Origin of the sequence: Shewanella carassii, assembly GCF_002777975.1 — a bacterium.
GTDB lineage: Bacteria > Pseudomonadota > Gammaproteobacteria > Enterobacterales > Shewanellaceae > Shewanella > Shewanella carassii.
Map to the genome: position 1 here is coordinate 366,058 of NZ_NGVS01000023.1, position 20,466 is coordinate 386,523.

A 20,466-nucleotide genomic window follows, 5' to 3' on the forward strand; every position below is an offset into this window, starting at 1 on the left:
TAGGAGCCAGCTGCAGCTGTCCAGTTAAAACTGCTGCAACTGGTTAAGGATGCGCTTTTCCGATATCGGATAAGCAGTGCCCAGACTCTGGGCAAAACAGCTGACCCTGTACTCTTCCAGCATCCAGCGCACCTCGGCCAGCGCCTCCGGTACCGCCTGGCTGCGTGGCACCTTGGCAAGCGCGGCCTTGAACTCTTTTTCGGCGTTGTGAATGCTGTGCAGGTGCAAACGGTCACGGTTGGGATCCACCGGCAACTTGTCCAGGCGCAGCTCAATCGCCTTGAGATAGCGGATCAGATCGCCAAGGCGGCGCCAACCGGAAGCTTCAACAAATCCCTTGAACACCAGGGCATCCAATTGGCTTTGAATATCACTCATGGCAAAAGCGATATCCAGGCTGATTTTGCCCTTGAGACGCTTACGGATATTCTGATGCAAGGTCAAAATCTGCTCCACCTTGAGGGCGATGGCCGCTGCGGTTTCATTGAGCTCGGCCCTGACAATCTCCTTGGCTTTGGCAAAATCATCGGCGCTGCGGACATCCAACTGCTGCTCATCCAAAAGCTGCTGAATTGCCGCGGCAATAATGTCATCTATCAGTATCTGTACCTGGCCGAACGGATTGAAATACATCGCCAGTTTGGCCTTGTTGGGCAAGGCTTGCTGCAGATGTTTCACCGGCGATGGAATATTGATAAGCAGCAGCTTTCTCAGCCCTTGTCTGTGGTGGGAAAGCGCCTGCTGTTCGTCATCAAATAATTTGATAGAAACCGTATCGCCGGCATCCACCAAGGCGGGGAACGCCTTCACCTCATAGCTGCCTTTGCGGCTTTGATATTCTTTCGGCAGGTCGCCAAAGCTCCATTCGGTCAGGGCGTTTTGCTCTATGCCCTTGTCGGCAACCTTGCGTATCGCTTGGTTCACCTGTCCCTGCAATGATGCCTTGAGGCTGTCGAGATCCCGGCTCTGAGCCAGGAGTTTGCCCTTATCGTCTTCCACCTTGAAGTTCATCTTCAGATGGTCGGCAATGGCGTTGAGATCGAAATCCTCCGGATTGACACGGGTGCCACTCATTCTCAGCAGCTGTTTGCACAGGGAGGGCAACAAAGGCTGGGCAAAAGGTTCCATCGCCTGCACACAGGCGCGGGCATAGTCCGGCGCCGGCACAAAATTGCGCCGCAGTGGTTTGGGCAAGGACTTAATCAGGGCAACACACTTCTCTTCCCTGAGCCCCGGCACCTGCCAGTCAAAATCGGTTTCATCCAACTGATTGAGCAGCGCCACCGGAATAAGCACAGAGACGCCGTCATCCTCGGCCGTCGGTTCAAAATGGTAACTCAGCTTAAGGCTGAGATTGCCCCGCTGCCAGCTGTCGGGGAAGTCCAATGCCGATACATGGGTGTCATCCCTTTGCATCAAGAGTTCGCGGCTGAAATTGAGCAGCTCAGGGGTCTCTCTCCTGGCCTGTTTCCACCAGGTGTTGAATTTGGGCTGGTTGTATATCCCTTGTGGAATGCGCTCATCGTAGAAGGCGAACAAGGCATCTGTATCCACCAGAATGTCGCGCCGCCGCGACTTATGTTCGAGATCTTCCACCTCTTCGAGCAGCGCCTGGTTGGCCTTGAAGAAGGCTTCATTGCAGCGCAGCTCACCCTCGGCCAGAGCCGAGCGAATAAAGATTTCCCGAGCCTTAACCGGCTCCAGCGGGCCAAACTGTACCCGGCGGCGGTTGACTATGGTGAGGCCATAGAGCACCTGATTTTCCAGGGCGATCACACTGCCCTGTTTGGCTTCGAAATGGGGCTCGTTGTGCTGCTTCTTGACCAGATGCGCCGCCAGAGACTCGAGCCATACAGGATCTATGCGGGCGCAGGTACGGGCGAACAGGCGTGATGTTTCGGTCAACTCGGCCGCCATAATCCACTTGGGGCCCTTCTTGGCCAGTGGCGATCCGGGAAACACAAAGAAGCGCCGGTTGCGGGCCCCCAGATACTCGTTGTCTTTATCCTTGAAACCGATATGGCTCAGCAAGCCCGAGAGCAGCGCCTGGTGCAGCGGCTCATAGTCGGCGGCCTGACTGTTGAGGCGCCACTTGAGGTCGTGCACACTCTGACGCAGCTGGGCATAGAGATCCTGCCATTCGCGAATACGCAAATAGGCCAGATACTCGGCCTTCACCTGCTTGCGGAACTGACTGGATGACAGGCTCTTCTGTTGCTCTTTGAGGTACTGCCACAGATTGAGCCAGGCGACAAAGTCGGAATCTTTATCGGCAAAACGGCGATGGGCCTCATCGGCGGCCTGTTTCTTCTCATGGGGCCGCTCGCGGGGATCCTGAATCGATAATCCGGCAACAATCACCATCACCTCATGCAGACAGCCAAGCTTATTGGCCTCAAGCACCATGCGGGCCAAGCGGGGATCGACAGGGATCTTCGCCAGATCGCGCCCGAGCGGGGTCAGTTTCAGCGCCCCTTTGTGCTTGCTCACCGCCTGCAACTCTTCGAGCAGCAGGAAGCCGTCGCGGATATGGCGCGGATCCGGTGGCTGAATGAAGGGGAAGCCCTCAATGTCACCCAGGCCTATGGCCAGCATCTGCAGGATCACGGATGCCAGGTTGGTGCGCAGAATTTCAGGATCGGTAAACTCCGGCCGATTGATAAAGTCCTGTTCGTCATAGAGGCGAATACAGATCCCCGGTCCAACCCGGCCGCAACGTCCCTGGCGTTGATTGGCACTGGCCTGAGAGATGGGCTCAATCGGCAAACGCTGCACCTTGGTGCGATAGCTGTAGCGACTTATCCTGGCAGTACCAGGGTCGATAACATAGCGGATCCCTGGCACTGTCAGCGAGGTTTCGGCCACGTTGGTGGCCAATACAATGCGCCGCCCTGGATGCGGCTTGAATACCTTGGACTGCTCGCCGTATGACAAACGGGCATAAAGCGGCAAGATCTCGGTATCGCGCAGGTTGCGTTTTTTCAGCTGCTCGGCGGTATCGCGGATTTCGCGCTCACCGTTCATGAAAATCAGAATGTCCCCCGGGCCTTCGCGACAGAGTTCATCGACGGCGGCAAAGATGCCGTCCATCAGATCCAAGTCGGCGTCGTCATCCTGCAACAGGGGGCGGTAGCGGGTTTCCACCGGATAGGTGCGGCCGGACACTTCCACCACGGGCGCATTGTCAAAATGCTTGGAAAAGCGCTCCACATCTATGGTGGCCGAGGTGATGATCAACTTGAGATCCGAGCGCTTTTGCAAAATTTGCTTCAGATAACCCAGAATAAAGTCGATGTTGAGACTGCGCTCATGGGCCTCGTCTATGATGAGGCAATCATACTGACTGAGCCATTTATCCGATGCCAGTTCTGCCAACAGGATACCGTCTGTCATCAGCTTGATATAGGAGTCCTGGGAAACCGCATCGGCGAAACGAACCTTAAAACCCACCGCCTGACCCAGCTCTGTCTTGAGTTCATCGGCAACCCGGCTGGCCACGCTGCGGGCCGCCAGGCGCCTGGGCTGAGTGTGGCCAATCAGACCCCGGCTGCCAAGCCCCAAGTCGAGACAGATTTTGGGCAACTGAGTGGTCTTGCCCGAGCCGGTTTCACCTGCCACTATCACCACCTGATGATTGATGATGGCCGAGGCGATTTCATCGCGCTTTTGTGACACCGGCAACTCATCCGGATATTCGATGACAGGTCTGTCTGCCAGCCTTTGCTGCGCCCTTTCATAAGCCTGCACCGCGGCTTCACTGAGTTCGGCGAGTTTTTGCTGTTTATCTTCTGAGTCGGGGCTTTTTTTCAAGCGGAACAAGCTGCGGCGAATGCGCGCCGCATCTGCCTGAAAGCAGAGATCCAGATATTCGCGGGAGAGAGGGTGCAGCTTAGCGTTCAAAACCTGTGTCCATTGGGGATCAAAAACGGCGATCCTAACAAGGATACGCCGTCTTGGGTATGCTTACTGACTGATAACGCCCAAATTTCAGTCAAATCAAGCGCAGTTGTCAGGCCGGGGTCAAATAACACTGCTGCATATAGCTATTCATGGCCTTGAGCACATTGGTACGGTTGATAGTGCCCACCACCTTACCATCTTCCACCACAGGGTATATTTTCGGCTTCTGCCCCAGCATCTGTTCGGCCAGCTGCAACATGCTGTCATCCGGTCTGACCCAGAGGACATCGGCGCGCATGCAGTCGCGCACCACGGCGGTCAGATCGCAGTGATAACTGCTCTTGAGCATGGCGGCCATGCAGTCTTGCTGTGACAAAAAACCCACCAGGCTTCCTGCTGCATCCACCACTGGCGCCCCACCCTTATTGGCCTCAAGCAGTTTTTCCACCGCAGTGGCTATCGACATATCCGCCTTCAACAGCACTGGCTGACGGTCCATATGATCACGTATTTTTATCGAATCCATAGCTTTCCCCAAGTTCAAAACGGCTTCATTGTTCAGTGTAGCCAATATTTTGCCCTTGGGGTTCAAGCCAATAGCGATTGCCTCAATCCAAAATTTTAGTTATCCCGCCAGATCATCACTTCCGCCGCTTGATTGCTCTTGCGCCAGGCACGGTACATGCCTTCGGTATTGAACGGCGTTGCCACATTGCCTCTTTGGTCTATGGCTATCACCCCGCCACTGCCGCCGGCAGAGATCAGCCGCTGATTGATCACTTCATCGGCGGCCTGCAGAATCGACTTTTGTTGATACTTGGCCCTGGCACAGATATCACCGGCCACATGGAAACGGATAAAGTACTCACCGTGACCGGTCGCCGAAACGGCGCAGACCCCATTCTCGGCATAAGTGCCGGCACCTATCACAGGTGAATCACCGATACGGCCATAACGTTTGGCTGTCATGCCGCCGGTCGAAGTCCCGGCTGCCAGGTTGCCCTGCTTATCCAATGCCACTGCGCCAACGGTACCGAACTTGTAATCGAGATCCAGAGGACTCAGGCGCGCCTGAAAGTCTTTATTGGCTTCGGCGGCGTTGATTTTGGCCTTGGCATCGAGAAGCTGTTGATAGCGCGCTTCGCTGTCAAAGCGATTGCCGGGCACCAACTCCATTCCCAACGTCAGAGCGAACTCCTCGGCGCCCGCCCCCGAGAGCATCACATGCTCTGATTTGTCCATCACGGCTCTGGCGAGATCGATTGGATGACGTATATGTTTAACCCCGGCCACAGCACCGGCATTCATACTCTTGCCATCCATGATGGAGGCATCCAGTTCATGAGCACCATCAAAGGTATACACGGCGCCGACTCCGGCATTGAATAAAGGGCTGTCTTCAAGCACTCTGATGGCAGCCTGCACCGCCTCCATACTGGCGCCGCCCTTATCCAGCACCTTATAACCGGCATTGACGGCTTCAGTCAGCTTGTCGCGGTAGGCTTTTTGCTGCTCTTCAGTCAAGTCCGCCTTGGAAATAGTACCGGCGCCGCCGTGAATGGCAATCGCAAAAGGCGCCTCGGCCGCCCAGGCCGGCAGCACTCCGGGTAACAAGAGTCCCAGGCTTAGGGCAAGAGTTTTTATTTTTGTTTTCATTGTATTGCTTCCATATTAACGACTGCAGTCTTTGTAACTATTTTATGCGTGGATGGCAATCTGTTACTTGCCTGAGCCAAGATCAGAGGCGACAATAGCAATAATGTTACGCCAAGAAAAAGTTCCGGTTTCCTTGACCAAATACAGTCGCTTTCCCGCGTATATCCTGAGTTTTGCAACGATCATGCTGACAAGCCTTCAGGTTTTTGCCGCCGATGATCCTCTGCTTAATCTCCGCATCGAAGGGGTTTCGGGTGAACTTGAGAAAAATATCCGCGCACACTTGGGCAACTTTCCTGACTCCAAGGTGCAGCGTCGTGCCTATCTATTTAATGTCAGCGACAGTGTTGAGGCCGCGCTGGAATCCATGGGTTATTACCATGGCAAGCTGGAACAGGAGCTCAAGGAAAACGAACAAGGGCCGTGGGAACTCAAGCTCACTATCACTCCGGGAGAAGTTACCCGCCTGCAGTGGGTCGATATCCGCATGGAAGGCGAAGTGCTCAATGACCCTGTGATCAATCGCTGGCTCAGCCAGGTCAAGGTCAAGCCCGGCGATCCCCTCAACCACGGCGATTACGAACAGATAAAGTCGCAACTGATTTCACTGGCGCTGGCCCGGGGTTATTTCGATAGCCATTATCAAAAATCGGAGATCCGCATTAATCGCGATCTCAACCTGGCGCAGTTCAACCTGTATTTTGACTCGGGCAAGCGATACCAATTTGGCGAAGTAAGCTTCGAAGGCCACAGCCTTCAGCCGCAATTGCTCGATGACTTACTGCCATTTAAACCCGGCGCGCCCTACAGTACCCGCAAGCTCACGCGGCTCAATCAAGAACTGCTGGATACCGGCTATTTTGCCAATATCAAGGTATTGCCCCAAATCGATAAGTTGACAGAAGACAGCATCCCAGTGCGGGTCGAGCTAAGCCCAAGGCCGGATCACTCTATAGAGCTGGGTCTGGGTGCCGATATCGGCTCCAGCACAGACAGCAGCCTGGATCCCAGAGTCCGGGTGACTTGGCGTACTCCGCAGATCAACAGTTACGGCCACTCTCAGGAAACCAGCATAGAATGGTCGAGAGACAGACCCAAGTTCCTCTCTACCTATACTATTCCCCTGACGCATCCTTTGGATGATCAGCTCAAGATCCGTGTCGGCCTGCTGAGGGACAAATACGGTGTGACTCAAGACTATATCCCTGAAGACAGGGACTTTAGCAATACGGGGCAACTGGAATCAAACAAGAAGCTTTTCGGGGTGGGCCGCAGCAAACGCCTGCATAACGGCTGGCTGCTGAGCTACTCGCTGGAGGCAATTCAGGAAAGCTACACCCAGTCGGGTATTGATTATGACCCACAATTCCTGTTGCTTGGTACCACGCTATCGAAGACCAGCCGCGGCGATAACAGTCTGGATCCCAAGTCGGGTTTCCGGCAACTTTACAGCCTTGAATATGCCGATCCTTCGCTGGGTTCAGATGTTCGCCTGACCCGAGTGCAGGCCAAGTTCAAATGGATTGAGACTTTCTTTGAAAAGCACAGATTTGTCTCCCGGCTCGATCTCGGCGTCAACCTCGCGGCCGAAGGCGATCTTGCCATCATCCCTCCGTCATTGCGTTATTTTGCCGGTGGCGATCAGAGTATTCGCGGTTACAGCTATCAGGAACTCGGCCCCCACCTGGATTACACCAATGACAAGGGCGGCCTGTCTCGGGAAGTGGTCGGTGGCCGCTATCTGGCAGTCGGCAGCCTGGAGTATCAATATTATCTGACCCCAAGCTGGCGTGTGGCCACCTTTGTCGATGCCGGTAATGCCTTCGATGTCAATCAATTCGAGCCTGTGGTGTCGGTCGGCGGTGGTATTCACTGGATATCTCCCATAGGCCCCATCAAACTGGATGTGGGCTTCGGCCTGCATGAATCCGATGCCGAAGACAGACCCTGGCGTATTCACCTGACTATGGGGACAGAATTATGAGCCAACCCCCTATGCCGCAGGAATCCAATCCAAGCCGCAAGCAGGTGGCGAAAAAAACGCGCCCCCTGTGGCTCAAGTCCTTGAGGTGGTCTGCCCGCACTCTCTTATATATTCCGCTCGGGTTGCTGGTGCTGTTGGCACTCTTGCTGGGCACGGCACCCGGCAGCCATTTGGCGGTGTTTCTCACCAGTGCTCTGGTGCCGGATCTGGAGCTGGAATATGTTTCCGGCACCCTGAACAGAGAGCTGCAACTCAAACAGGTTCATTGGCAGATGGACGGCATCAGTGTCGGTGCGGATGCCTTGACCCTTGCCTGGCAGCCTGCCTGCCTTTTGCAAAAGCAGTTATGCGTCGACGCCCTGGAATTGACAACAACTCGGGTCGACATAGACACCCAGGCCTTCGCCTCAGATCCGGCCGCAGAGGAAGAAGCATCAAGCACGGGAGAGCTGATACTGCCCTTTGGCATCAGCCTGAAGCAGGCAAACCTCACAGATATTCAAGTGCGGGTCGATGAGATGCACTTTGATGCTGCGGCATTGAATACCGCAGCCAACTGGCAGGAAACGGGGTTGCAGGTCATCCAGCTTGAAAGTCGCGGGCTCAGCGTGCTGCTCCCAGAGTCAAATTCGGCCCAAACGCAGGTGGCAGATAAAGACGAGCAGGTCGCAACGGCCAAGCAGCCAAAAGCGGCACCAAAGAGTGAGACAGATGAATGGGCGCTGGCGCAGATGCCAAGGGTTGTGATGCCCTTCCCCATCTATTTAAAACATGCCGAGCTAAAGGACTCACGCCTGCAGATTCTGGGCCGGGATGACAGGTTTGAGGAACTGCGCCTCAGCGCCAATTATCTCGGCGCCGAGCTGCGAGTCAACGAGCTTTATGCCAAACACACAGATGCCAGTCTGTCGCTGGAAGGTGAACTGACTCTGGATAAGCATTGGCCCATGGCACTGACGGTACAACTGGAGTTACAGCGTTTACCTGAACTACCGGGACTCGAGCAGCAACTGCTGGATCTCACCCTCAAGGGAGATTTCAGCGACTTAACGCTCAAGGCTAAGCTCAGTGGTGAGCAGAGCCTGGCGCTCAATGCCAGTGTCAACCTCACCAAACAGGAACTGCCCTATTCAGTGAACATCTCAGAAGGGGAACTGCACTGGCCCTTTGATCTTGCCCAGTACAGTGTCAGCAGACTAGAGCTGGAAAGCCGCGGCGACCTCAAGCAGCAAACGGCCAACCTCGCGGCACAATTAAGTACCCCTTTCTACCCTGAGCTCAGCCTCAATACCCACCTGGCGCATCGAGGCCAAAGGCTCGAGGTTGCAGAGTTCAACGGCGACAGCAGCGCCGGTAAAGTCGTGCTTAAAGGCGCGTTGGATTATGCCGATGGCATCGCCTGGGATGCCAATCTTGTGCTTTCTCACTTCAATAGCGGCGCGATAACCCTGCCTTCTACCGAAGAAGCGGCCAAAGAAAAAGACACTAATAGCCAAGTCGTCCAAAACAAAACTAACAACGAGGCCGCAAGCGCACAAAACCAGACTGACGAGGACAAATCTGAAATAAGTCTGGCTGAAGATACGCTGGTGATCCCGTCCAGCGATATCAGCGGACAACTGGCTACCAGTGGTCACTGGCAGGATAGCAAGTGGCGAGTGAGTCTCAAACAGACCCGACTTCAGGGCTTATTGGACCGCCTGCCCTTTGAACTGACTGGCGATCTGGAGATAGATGATTCGCTGCAGCTCAGCAGCCAGGGATTATCGCTGCGGGCGCTCAATACCCGCCTGGATCTGTCAGGCAGCGCCAAAGAGCAATGGGATCTCAGTGCCACGCTGGACGTACCCGACTTCAATCTCTGGCATCCCGAGGCTTTCGGGGCTTTAACAGCCGATATCCAGGTGGTGGGCGATGCCAAACACCCACAAGTACAGCTTAAGGCGGAAACCCAAAGCATCAGATTTGGCGATCTCAGACTCAGTGGCAGCCAACTCAAGGCGCTCTATGCACCGCTGGATCTGCATGAGTTTGCCCTGTCACTAAAGACGGGTGAGTTTGACGGCGCAGGCATTCATCTCGATGGCATCACTCTCAGGGCCAAAGGCAATGAACAGCAACAGAAACTGGGGCTGGAAACCCAAGGCGATCTGCAGCTGGACACCGCCGTCTACAGCAAACTGGATCTCGCCAAACAAACGGCTCGACTGGAGCTCAGCAAGTTCAACTTGGGATCCGTTCTCGGGCAGTGGCAACTTGAACAAACCGTGTCTTTGGACTGGGATCTCAAGCAAAACCGGGGCGAACTCAGCGCCTTTTGTTTGAGTCACCCATTCAGCAGACTCTGCCTTGTCGATAATGTCAGCCTCACCGACAAGGGTGAAGCCAAGTTGCACTATCAGGGACAACCCGGGCAACTGCTCGCCAAGCTGTTACCCGAGCAGCTCAGCTGGCAGGGTGATGCCTCGATGGATGCCGCCCTCGCCTGGCAACCCGGCACGCGCCCACAGGGCAAGCTCGACTTCCAGTTGGCTCCCGGGAAAGTGAGCCTTAAACGCAAACAACAAGCCAGCGCCAGTGTCGACTATCAGGCGCTGACACTCAAGGCCACCTTGGACGATGATGCGTTGAGAAGCCATATTCTGTTCAATTCCGATGCCCTCGCCCGCTGGGAAAGCCAACTGGATATCAATATCACTCCGGATCGCAGCCTCAGTGGCTACGTCAATATTGAAAAAATCAATCTACAACTGCTTGGTCAGTTTATGCCGCAGCTTGAAACCATTGAGGGCTTACTCGGGGCCAACTTAAAGTTGGCTGGCAGCCTCAACAACCCCGAACTCAGTGGCCAGCTCAGTCTGCGCGAAGGTGCTCTGGCTAGCACAGCCAACCCGACTAAACTAGAGCAAATCTCATTGGATATGGCTTTTGTCGGCCAAACGGCCGAGCTCCAGGGCCAGTGGATGATGGGTAGCGGCCAAGCCAATCTCAGCGGTCAGTTGCGCTGGCCACAGGGACAGTTCAGTGGCGATATCCAGCTAAAGGGCCAAGAGCTCGGCGTCATTCAGCCGCCACTGGCGATTGTCAATGTCAGCCCGGATATTCAACTGCATTTCAGCCCGGACGCGCTCGATATCAAGGGGGAGGTCAAGGTGCCTTCCGGCAATATCAAGGTGGTGCAACTGCCTGCCGGCGGGGTAAGCGTATCATCCGATGTGGTGTTCAGCGACTCGATTTCTGAGCAGGAGGCCAAATCATCTCCTATGGCGTTGAGTGCCGATCTGAACATAGATGTCGGTGATAAGCTGGCTATCGATGGCATGGGCCTCAAAGGGATGTTGGTGGGAACTTTACGGATGCAGCAATCCCCCCAAAAGCCGCCGCAACTCTTTGGCGATATCAAGGTGGTTAACGGCAGTTATAAATTCATGGGTCAGACACTGAAAATTGCTACTGGCGAGGTACAGTTCGTTGGGCCTATGCAGATCCCCAACCTCAATATCGAGGCCATCCGGGAGATCCGCGATGAGGATGTTACCGCCGGGGTACGGATCACCGGCAACCCCAACAAGCCGATAGTGACCCTATTCTCCAATCCGGCCAAGGAGCAGGCCGAGATCCTTTCTTATATTGTTCAGGGAAAAGGCTTTGGCTCGGGGAATGAACAGAACAACTCACTGATGATGGGGGCTGCATTGTCGTTGAGCTCCCAGGTCGATGGTGGCGCCATTTCCACCTTGGGCGACACCGCGGCCGGCCTGGTGGAGATGTTTGGCTTCTCCAATGTGCAGTTGGATACCAATGATGATGGTAAAGTCGCCATCAGCGGCTATATAGGCAAAGATCTGATGATCAAATACGGTGTTGGTGTATTCAATCCGGGTTACGAAATGACGGTACGCTACTATCTGTTGTCGCAGCTCTACCTAGAAAGTGTATCCGGTACTCTGGGCCAGTCTCTGGATATCTACTACAGCTTTGATCTTTAAGCGGTAAGCACTTCTCGGCAGCAGATACCAACCTTGCTGGCCGCGGCGACTTACCGGACATAAAAAGCGACTCTGACTTAAAGGTCAGAATACAGACATAAAAAAAGCGCCCTCAGGGCGCTTTTTCAACATCCAATTATCGATTAAGCGTAAACGAAGTCTACGTGCTCGATCATTGGCTTGAATGCGTGACGCTGCATAGCCTGGGCACGTACTTTAACTTCTTTACCGTCCAGAACGATGGTCAGATCGCTGGTGTAGAAGTCTTCGTTGGTTTGGATGTTGATGATATCTTTGTGTTCAAACACGATAGAAACGGCTTCTTTGCCGGCACCGTAGATAACGGCTGGAACTTTCCCGTCACGACGCAGGCGGCGGCTCGAACCTTTCCCAATCTCAGTGCGGGTTTGTGCTGGAATAGTGTAAGACATAGTCATTCTCATTAAATAGTCAGTAATTGGCTGTCATTTTCGACCAATAACAGCCTCGTATAAAGCGGGCGAATACTAGCACAGCTCTCTTGGGCAAACAAGCCAACTTATTGTTTGAGAGCAAGATGATAACCCTGCCCGCCATTTTAGCTGTTGCTTATCTGTAATATCTGTAACCATTAGGAAAAGCCCTTGCTTAGTAGAAGTTTTACCCCGATCAAGATCACAATTTTTCGCTTAAGCTGCTGCTACTCTGCTTGAAGTGGTCTGGTTTTATGACTTGAAGAGAGCCGATGAACGCCAATCTGCAGCAACTGATCCGGGATGATAGCCTGTGTTATAAACTGGCAGCGGAACTGCATTACCTGATCGAACATGCTCCCTTTAGACAAGAGAAACTCGATCTTATCCTTCTGGAATTCCTCGCCTGTAATCAGCAAAAAAGCAGCCATCTATTGCATCTGATGCGAGCCTGCAACTACCCGGATCTTATCGAACAATTGAGCTCAGACGCCCTTTTTTACGACAGGCTCAACACCCTAGTAGCCGACTGGCAGCAAACTCGCGAGCTGTTGCGCCTCAGATTACAATTCAGCGAATTGATGGCACTGCTTGAAGATAGAAAGCCCCGCGAACAGGGCTTTATCCGCCGAGCGGAAAACAAGCTTTCAATGGCAGAAAAAACTACCAGCTGCGCACCGGCCCGCAGTCAACGTGGACAAATCCCGACGCCGGATAATAGCCGACTCCCCCTAGTTTTAATGACAGGGCAGCCTCACGCAAAGTCTCAAGCTTAACTCCGGGTATCGCAATATCCATTGCCATGCCCCGCATATGGTAACTCTTCTTGGCGACACCATTGCTCTTGCCCGCCAACATGGCGTTGGTTTTAGGTGAGCGATAACCTGAAATCACATGGATCTCTTCAGAAACAGACAGCGTCTGCTGCAAGTTAAACAGGAGATCGAACAAACGTTTATCCATGGGCGCCGCCAGATTTTGCCGATGATCCCTCAAAAGATGGCTGAATTGCGACAGAGTATTACTCTGATAATGACCGTCTTTCCAATAAGTCCCGTCACCACGCTCGCCTGTATGGCGGTTATAAAAACTCAGATATCGGCTACCTTTGGTAGACCGACTCGCCATCGCTTTTGAAGGAAGCATAGAAACCATTGCCGCGCCACCAAGCCCCATCAACAACTGCCTACGGGCAGGACATACTACTGACACTTATTCACCTTGCACAAAAAACAACCACAAGGCGGCAAATTATACGGGATTAACGCCAAGGTCAAGCGCCGATTTATACCCAGCACCAACGCCCCTTTCCCGAGAAGTCGGCTAGAAATAAGATAATTCCTTGTGCCACATTAAGTTAGTCCAACAAGCTTAACCTTTGACCCATGCGGCAAAGGTGCGCCCTCAATCTCAAGGACCGAACAAATGCGCTTCACTCCGCAAACGTTGTCCTGATTTATTGGCTAGCTCCGCATCCTGTCGTACCCTGGCCTCGACAGCGACCTTAACCCCAGGGCTCAACTGGTAGATATCACTGCGAAATTGCGCCACTTCACTTTCATCCATCCAAGCGGTCCAATACACCAGATGAACAGGCAGACGCTGCTCAAAGGCAAACCACTGAGTGGTTTGATAGTCACTTTGCATCCTTTGCCAGGTTCTCTTGTCCCGCACCAGATTATTGGCCATCCAGGACGCCAACTCTTCCACCTTGTCGACCCGGATACAACCGGATGACAAGGCACGATTAGCCTTGGCAAACAGATGCTTGTCCGGTGTGTCATGCAGATAAACATTAAAGCCATTGCTGAAATGGAACTTGTAGCGTCCCAAGGCATTATCGGCGCCAGGTTGCTGCACTAAACGATAAGGAAAACGGCCACTCGCCTCTTTTTGCCAGGCTTCGGCGCTCTCTTCGACTCTATTGCCCTGATAGTCATAGACATTGAAATGCCGCTGTTGCAAGTATTCGCCATCCTTGCGGATCTGCGGCAGTAAGTCGCGCCTCAGAATCCCCCTTGGCACTGTCCAAGTAGGATTCAAAACAATATTGGATACCTCGCTACTGAGCAGCGGCGTCTGCCTATAGGGCTTACCGACTATGACCCGGGAGCGCAACTGTACCTGATTGTCATCCACCAGAGTCAATTCAAACGCCGGGATATTGACCAACAGGTAACGCGGCCCCAACTGCTGTTGGTAGACGGTGCGGGCAACGAAATTGCTGGCCAGCAGGCGAGCTCGCGCCAACGGTTCGGTATTGAGCCAGCGCAGCGTATCTGGGCCAATAATTGCATCGGTTTTAAGCCCATGACGGGATTGAAACGCTTCTACCGCCGAGGCCAGCTGCGGTGAATAAACCTTGTTATCCCCAGGCTCGCTATTGAGATCGCCAAGCCAATATAAACGCCTGGCAATCGTTGGGATCAATAGATGACTGTCGCCAGGGCGCAGCCAACCGCCGGGGTCCAACCTAGGCCATTGATGCTGCTCAGCGAGCCAAATCAGATAGCGGATCCGGCTGCTGGTTGCCAGATAGTCATCTTGTTGAGGTTCCAGCGCCAATGCCCGACTGAGAGGGTCAGCATCGTTGGACAATTGATTAAATGCCAAGGATACGCCACGACGTTTCCAAAAGTCGGCGATGCCCTGTTCAATCCCATCGCGGCGTTCCAGCTGCAAGTTGAGATCACCACCACGTATAGTGCGTAAATCATCGGCAAATTCTCGCCCTTCCGGCAACAGTGCCAGTAACTGCAGTTGATCATTCAGGATCCTGAGAGCGGCATCATCGGCTTTCACTGAAAATGCCGCACTACTGAGGAATAGAATGATCAGTAGAGACATTAACGCGCGCTGGGTCATATCGGCCTCCCTGGGCATAAGCTCAATTATGGCAAATTTACACCGTGATTCGATGATATTTTGCTGACAAATGGCCTAGCAACCGTCAGAGAACCTGGGAGATCAGCAAACAAATGATTATTAGCGATTGATAATTAATCAGTTATCAGTACAAGCCTGTGATTATCGAGACTATTCTGATATAAAATCCTGCCAAAGCAGTAACAGGCAATATAATGAATAGACAAATGCTCATTCGGCAGATGGCCGAAAGACAACAGATACCCCAAGCAGAAGCCAAAGTGCAACTGCAGCATATTCTGGCCAGCCTTACCCAGGCGCTAACTGAAGGTGAAAAGGTCTATCTGCCACAGTTTGGCACTTTTGAGCTCAGATACCACCTTCCTCGCAACGGTCGGAACCCGCAAACCGGCGAGCCGCTGGAGATCGCAGGCTGTAACCAACCAAGCTTTAAGCCTTCCCCTTCATTGAGACAGATGCTGCAACAAGATTAGTCCGCGCTCGGGGCACCCTCTGCCCCGCTATCAGCACCTATTAACAATAGCTATCGATATAAAAGCCAACATTTAAGAAAAAACATTAGACGGTTATTTTAATGCGATGAAATTCGCCAGCGATTGTAGATAAAGCAACAGATGCAAACGGTAACCAGAACAGTAACCAGAGTTACTTTGCATTAGCGGGAAAAACTTAATCAAGGAGTTTTTTAAATTGGAGGCGCGACCCGGAGTCGAACCGAGATCGACGGATTTGCAATCCGCAGCATAGCCATTCTGCCATCGCGCCTTTTTGAATCACAACACAGAGCGTGGTGTGATATTGGAGCGACATATCGGGTTCGAACCGATGACCTGTACCTTGGCAAGGTACCGCTCTACCAACTGAGCTAATGTCGCATCACTTCTTTACGAGGTTTAGTATTCAGAGCCAGCCCTGACTACGGATTGGCATTCTACGCTTTTAACCTTGGCTGNCTTTACGAGGTTTAGTATTCAGAGCCAGCCCTGACTACGGATTGGCATTCTACGCTTTTAACCTTGGCTGTCAACGAAGAATTTACCCTTAACTGTTTGCTTGAACACTAAATAATCTTATCGAAACTTTATTGTGCAACCGGGTGTAAAATAGCAGCAATCACCCGGCAATCAGATCCTTCCAGGCCGCCTTGATATAACAAATCATCGACCAGAAGGTCAGGAAAGCCGCCACATATAACAAGGCATAGGCGGCATAAACCATCCAATCACCCTGCTTCCAAATAAGACCGATAATTGCCACCATCTGTGCCGCTGTCTTGTACTTGCCAATCCAGGATACCGCCACAGCGCCGCGTTTACCGATCTCGGCCATCCACTCGCGCAGTGCCGATATCACCAGCTCACGCCCAATCATAAACAGCGCCGGCAAGGTCAACCAGATAGTATTGTAGTCTTCGACCAACAGCACCAGAGCCGTGGTCACCATCAGCTTATCGGCCACAGGATCCAGGAAGGCACCGAAACGAGTAGACTGTTCCAACTTTCGAGCCGCATACCCATCCAAAGCATCTGTGATCGCTGCAAGCCAGAAAACAAACGCAGCCACAAACGGCGCCCAACTGTATGGCAAGTAAAATATCAGAACAAAAACAGGCAGTAAGAACAACCTAAACCAAGTAAGGGCGATGGGTATATTAAACGGCATGATAGAACCAAATAGTCAAAAGCAGCGCCAATCTTGCCTGATTTTTGCTACCCTCGCAATGCATCATGTATCGTTTGAGCCATTTCTGGACTGATCCCAGGCACTTTTGCCAATTCCGCGACACTTGCCCCCTTCACTTGCTGTAAGCCCCCCAGATATTGCAACAGGGCCTTACGTCTTTTCGGGCCAATCCCCGGGATAGACTCCAGGCTTGAGGTGTTGCGGGTCTTTTGACGTTTATTTCTATGACCGGTAATCGCAAACCTGTGGGATTCATCGCGAATATGTTGAATAAGATGTAGCGCCGGTGAGTCATCCGGCAGTGAAAAGCTCTCTTCGGTATCACCGAAGATCAGGGTTTCCAATCCGGGTTTGCGGCTCTCACCTTTGGCGACCCCGATAAGTGTAGGTACCGCCTCTATGCCGACAAACTTTTCGTTGACCACTTCCTGAGCCATTCTCAGTTGTCCAAGACCACCATCGATAAAGACGATATCCGGGATCTTGCCTTGAGCATTGACCTTATCAAACCGGCGAGTCAAGGCTTGCTTCATCGCCGCATAGTCATCGCCAGGGGTAATGCCCTTGATGTTGTAACGCCGATATTCGCTCTTGTCCGGCCCTTCGCGATTGAATACCACGCAGGAGGCCACAGTGCTCTCCCCCATGGTATGACTGATATCGAAGCACTCCATACGCTTGATCGGGGTGCTTTGTTCAAGCGCCTCTTCAAGCAGCAGGAATCTCTGCTCCACCGTATTACGGTGGGCCAACTTAGTATTGACTGCATTGGTCGCATTAGTCTTGGCCAAGCGCAAATAACCGGCCCTATCCCCTCGTACTCGAGTGCGGATGGCCACTTTCTTGTTCAGCGCCTCCATCAACACCTGCTCCAGCTCCTCCAGTTCCTCATAGCTGTCACTCAGGAGAATTTCCCGCGGGATAGTACGCTGAATATCGACATTGAGATAAAACTGCAGCATAAAGGCTCTGAGTACCTCAGCCATTTCGGTCTGTGCCGGCACGCTGGGGTAGTAGCTGCGGCTACCGAAAATCTTGCCCTCGCGAATAAACAACAGGTGGAAACAGGCCACCCCTGAGGCGTAGTGCACCCCAATCACATCGAGATCACCGTGGCTGGATGACACTTCTTGCTGCTCGGCCACCCGCCTGAGCGCCATGATCTGATCCCGATAGCGCGCTGCCTGCTCGTAAGCCATGGACTCGGCCGCCTGCTCCATTTTCTTGACCAAGGCGCTGAGCACCTGCTGATCCTTGCCCTTGAGAAACAGGGTCGCCAGCTTGACCTGCTCCTGATATTCCTCGTCTGAGACCTTGCCGACACAAGGAGCGCTGCAACGCTTGAGCTGATACTGCAAACAGGGACGCGAGCGCGCCTTGTAGTAGAGATCGTCACATTGACGAATAGGAAACAGTTTCTGCATCAAATGCAGGCTTTCACGCACCGCACCGCCATTGGGATAAGGTCCGAAATACTGCCCCTTCTCCCGTTGCGGCCCTCTGTGGTAGGCGAGCCTGGGGTGCCTGTGCTGGCTCAGCAAAATAAAGGGGTAAGACTTATCATCCCTGAGCAGCACATTGTATTTCGGCAAGTACTGCTTGATGTAATCGTTTTCCAGGATCAGCGCTTCGGTTTCACTGTGAGTCAGTGTCACATCGATATTGGCGATATGAGACACCAGCGCCTGAGTCTTCACATTGGGCAGATTCTTGCGAAAATAAGACGATAGCCGTTTCTTGAGATCTTTGGCCTTGCCCACGTAAATCACGCTACCGGCGCTGTCGTACATACGATAGACGCCCGGTGCCGAGGTCAGATTTTTAAGAAAAAGCTTGGGATTGAATTCCTGCGGCATGAACCCACTCTATGAATAACGGCTGAGGAGATAAAGATTTCAGGGACAGAAAACAACAAGGAAAGAGGGAGCCATGGCTCCCTCTGTAAATCAGAACTGCCCGGTATCGAGCATTTTATAACGAATCGCCAACCGGGTCAGCTCCACATCACCGCTGATCCCCAGTTTGGCAAACAAGCGATAACGGTAGCTGTTTACCGTTTTGGGGCTGAGGTTCAGCTGTTCGGAGATATCATTGACCTTCTCACCATTGGTGATCATCATCATGATCTGCAGTTCTCGCTCAGACAATGACTTGAAGGGGTTTTCATCTGTCTGATCAAATTGACTCAAGGCCATCTGCTGGGCAATTTCCGGTGAAAGATATCGCTGCCCGTGAGCCACCTGTCGAATGGCCTGGATCACCTCAGGCGGCTTGGCTCCCTTGGTGAGATAACCGGAAGCACCGGCCTGCATCACCTTGGTCGGGAAAGGATCCTCTGAGTGGATAGTCAATACTATGATTCTGGCATGAGGTTGGTAACGCAGAATTTTACGGGTGGCCTCAAGCCCCCCTATTCCGGGCATATTCATATCCATCAAAATCACATCGGCTTCATTCTGCCTGCTCCACTGCACAGCAGCTTCACCATCACCGGCTTCCCCTACAACTTTAATGCCTTTCTCATCTTCGAGGATCCGGCGGATCCCGGTCCTGACCAACTCATGGTCATCCACCAAATATACGGATATCAACTTCAACCCACCTTATTATTGTCGGCCTTTTCGTGTAGCCCTGATTCTTCGAAGCCTTTGGGATAATTTAGCCCATCTGCCGACAATAGAAAAGCTCAAGTTAACTTTATGATTATAAAAGAAACTCATTCTTATGTTGACTTGGATAAGGGATAAAGTGCAACAATCTTCCCTTTTGTTGCATAAAAATTCTCTTGCCAAGGCAATAAAATGCCAAAGTCAGTGCAACAATGCCTTGGTCGAAAGACAAATGGGTTCGGGTCGACATTAATCCGGTTAGGATTCAACCAACATATGCAAGTTCCGGCCAACCCGTTTCAGATCTCTCAGGGCAGCCGCTTCTGTAGCCATACGCAGCGGCCTTTGCGGAATTTTAATGGTATTGTGCAAAATATCCATGTCATCGCGCTGGGTATGGGTAAATTCGATAGTGCCATAGGGTGTCTTGAAAACTCCCTTTCGACCTGTGGTCATCACGGTAATGTAGCTGATAGGGATCTGCGAAATCGCACCGTATTCAGACAGGGCCGATTCCAGCGAGACATAGTTATACTCACCGCGCCGCAGAGCACAGGCGATATGCTCTACCGCGTAACTATCTCGCCGGCTCAGCGCAAACAGGTATACGCCGCGGCAGGGCCTTTCCAGGATCCCCTGCTTTATCAACCTAGGCAGGCTCTGCTTAAACGCTTCTGCCGTATCATCAAAAAATAACCGCCTGAGATTCCCCTTGGTATACACATAGATGCCTTTACGATCAAAACTGTGCAGCCGTTGCAAAGCAGTACTGATATCCATAACCCAACCAAGTAGACATAAAAGTGCTTAATAGCATACCTAAATGTCCACTTAAAGCCTATTGGAATGAGATTGCCTCTCTGTCTGAATTAAGGACTTGAAACTGTGTAGGTGAGCTCTAACACAGAACTGATTTTCCAGTAGCAATCATTAAAACCGGAACACGAAAAGCCCGCCTGTTTGCACAAGTGGGCTTTTCTGATTATGGCGAAGGAGCAGGGATTGGTACCCTGCATAACGGCGCGATAAACCCTGTTACGCTTCAGTCAGAATGACAACTAGCTTGGATAGATATGGAAATCAGCCATGAAAAAGCCCGCCTGTTTACACAAGCGGGCTTCTCTGAATATGGCAAAGGAGCAGGGATTTGAACCCTGCATGACGGCGCTATAAACCCGCCATTTTCTAACCGCCTATACCTGGCTAATCGCTATCATCAAAACTGAGATACGAAAAAGCCCGCCTGTTTGCACAAGCGGGCCTTTCTGAATATGGCGGAGGAGCAGGGATTTGAACCCTGGATGGGC

The 20,466-nt window shown here is 52.5% G+C and carries 12 protein-coding genes, 2 tRNA genes and 1 pseudogene; 3 read left to right on the forward strand and 12 right to left on the reverse strand.

Annotated features, from left to right (window positions below; genetic code table 11):
• Positions 1 to 24 precede the first annotated feature (24 nt).
• From hrpA to CBE72_RS12615, 3 genes are all read right to left on the reverse strand, one after another.
• Complete coding sequence (gene hrpA, locus CBE72_RS12605; RefSeq protein ID WP_100143854.1) at positions 25 to 3,900, reverse strand: ATP-dependent RNA helicase HrpA; 3,876 nt, start codon at positions 3,898 to 3,900, stop codon at positions 25 to 27.
• A 109-nt stretch (positions 3,901 to 4,009) separates the two neighbouring features.
• On the reverse strand, positions 4,010 to 4,426 hold the full coding sequence (locus CBE72_RS12610; protein ID WP_100143924.1) for a CBS domain-containing protein: 417 nt from the start codon (positions 4,424 to 4,426) through the stop codon (positions 4,010 to 4,012).
• Between the two features lie 95 nt (positions 4,427 to 4,521).
• A complete protein-coding gene (locus CBE72_RS12615) occupies positions 4,522 to 5,556 on the reverse strand; it encodes an isoaspartyl peptidase/L-asparaginase family protein (protein ID WP_100143856.1) in 1,035 nt (344 codons plus the stop codon).
• Positions 5,557 to 5,740: 184 nt separating this feature from the next.
• Here CBE72_RS12615 and CBE72_RS12620 point away from each other — a divergent pair, with 184 nt between their 5' ends.
• Together CBE72_RS12620 and tamB are read left to right on the forward strand one after the other, a co-directional pair.
• Positions 5,741 to 7,540 (forward strand): autotransporter assembly complex protein TamA, encoded by a 1,800-nt coding sequence (locus CBE72_RS12620; RefSeq protein ID WP_229671755.1) that lies wholly within the window; start codon positions 5,741 to 5,743, stop codon positions 7,538 to 7,540.
• Entirely contained in the window at positions 7,537 to 11,529 is a 3,993-nt protein-coding gene (gene tamB, locus CBE72_RS12625) for an autotransporter assembly complex protein TamB (protein ID WP_100143860.1), read from the forward strand. The genes CBE72_RS12620 and tamB overlap by 4 nt, the downstream gene beginning before the upstream one ends.
• A 143-nt stretch (positions 11,530 to 11,672) precedes the next feature.
• Here tamB and rplY read toward each other — a convergent pair whose 3' ends face one another.
• The 3 genes from rplY to CBE72_RS12645 form a co-directional block, all read right to left on the reverse strand.
• The gene (rplY, locus tag CBE72_RS12630) at positions 11,673 to 11,960 is read right to left on the reverse strand and encodes a 50S ribosomal protein L25 (RefSeq protein WP_100143862.1); all 288 of its coding nucleotides are present in this window, start codon (positions 11,958 to 11,960) and stop codon (positions 11,673 to 11,675) included.
• 684 nt (positions 11,961 to 12,644) lie between these two features.
• On the reverse strand, positions 12,645 to 13,193 hold the full coding sequence (gene mepK, locus CBE72_RS12640) for a peptidoglycan L,D-endopeptidase MepK (protein WP_100143866.1): 549 nt from the start codon (positions 13,191 to 13,193) through the stop codon (positions 12,645 to 12,647).
• A 198-nt stretch (positions 13,194 to 13,391) separates the two neighbouring features.
• The gene (locus CBE72_RS12645) at positions 13,392 to 14,846 is read right to left on the reverse strand and encodes a L,D-transpeptidase family protein (RefSeq protein WP_229671753.1); all 1,455 of its coding nucleotides are present in this window, start codon (positions 14,844 to 14,846) and stop codon (positions 13,392 to 13,394) included.
• Between the two features lie 203 nt (positions 14,847 to 15,049).
• Between CBE72_RS12645 and CBE72_RS12650 the strand changes: the two are divergent.
• A pseudogene (locus CBE72_RS12650) lies at positions 15,050 to 15,340 on the forward strand (HU family DNA-binding protein); the annotation flags it as partial.
• 218 nt (positions 15,341 to 15,558) lie between these two features.
• On the opposite strand, the gene CBE72_RS12655 reads toward CBE72_RS12650, so the two are convergent.
• From CBE72_RS12655 to abiEi, 6 genes are all read right to left on the reverse strand, one after another.
• Positions 15,559 to 15,632 (reverse strand) — tRNA-Cys (locus CBE72_RS12655).
• 34 nt (positions 15,633 to 15,666) lie between these two features.
• Positions 15,667 to 15,742: transfer RNA gene (locus CBE72_RS12660), tRNA-Gly, on the reverse strand.
• 238 nt (positions 15,743 to 15,980) lie between these two features.
• Entirely contained in the window at positions 15,981 to 16,529 is a 549-nt protein-coding gene (pgsA, locus tag CBE72_RS12665; RefSeq protein WP_100143870.1) for a CDP-diacylglycerol--glycerol-3-phosphate 3-phosphatidyltransferase, read from the reverse strand.
• 47 nt (positions 16,530 to 16,576) lie between these two features.
• Positions 16,577 to 18,406, reverse strand: coding sequence for an excinuclease ABC subunit UvrC (uvrC, locus tag CBE72_RS12670; RefSeq protein ID WP_100143872.1), 1,830 nt, complete (start codon positions 18,404 to 18,406; stop codon positions 16,577 to 16,579).
• A gap of 90 nt (positions 18,407 to 18,496) precedes the next feature.
• Complete coding sequence (gene uvrY / locus CBE72_RS12675) at positions 18,497 to 19,141, reverse strand: UvrY/SirA/GacA family response regulator transcription factor (protein ID WP_025009635.1); 645 nt, start codon at positions 19,139 to 19,141, stop codon at positions 18,497 to 18,499.
• A 276-nt stretch (positions 19,142 to 19,417) separates the two neighbouring features.
• On the reverse strand, positions 19,418 to 19,939 hold the full coding sequence (gene abiEi / locus CBE72_RS12680) for a type IV toxin-antitoxin system AbiEi family antitoxin (protein WP_025009634.1): 522 nt from the start codon (positions 19,937 to 19,939) through the stop codon (positions 19,418 to 19,420).
• Between the last annotated feature and the right edge of the window lie 527 nt (positions 19,940 to 20,466).

Bases quoted from the DNA above. Each gene is read 5' to 3' on its own strand.
- CBE72_RS12610 (WP_100143924.1), bottom strand. From the start codon at position 4,426: ATGGATTCGATAAAAATACGTGATCATATGGACCGTCAGCCAGTGCTG.
- CBE72_RS12615 (WP_100143856.1), bottom strand. From the start codon at position 5,556: ATGAAAACAAAAATAAAAACTCTTGCCCTAAGCCTGGGACTCTTGTTA.
- CBE72_RS12620 (WP_229671755.1), top strand. From the start codon at position 5,741: ATGCTGACAAGCCTTCAGGTTTTTGCCGCCGATGATCCTCTGCTTAAT.
- tamB (WP_100143860.1), top strand. From the start codon at position 7,537: ATGAGCCAACCCCCTATGCCGCAGGAATCCAATCCAAGCCGCAAGCAG.
- rplY (WP_100143862.1), bottom strand. From the start codon at position 11,960: ATGTCTTACACTATTCCAGCACAAACCCGCACTGAGATTGGGAAAGGT.
- CBE72_RS12645 (WP_229671753.1), bottom strand. From the start codon at position 14,846: ATGACCCAGCGCGCGTTAATGTCTCTACTGATCATTCTATTCCTCAGT.
- pgsA (WP_100143870.1), bottom strand. From the start codon at position 16,529: ATGCCGTTTAATATACCCATCGCCCTTACTTGGTTTAGGTTGTTCTTA.
- uvrC (WP_100143872.1), bottom strand. From the start codon at position 18,406: ATGCCGCAGGAATTCAATCCCAAGCTTTTTCTTAAAAATCTGACCTCG.
- abiEi (WP_025009634.1), bottom strand. From the start codon at position 19,939: ATGGATATCAGTACTGCTTTGCAACGGCTGCACAGTTTTGATCGTAAA.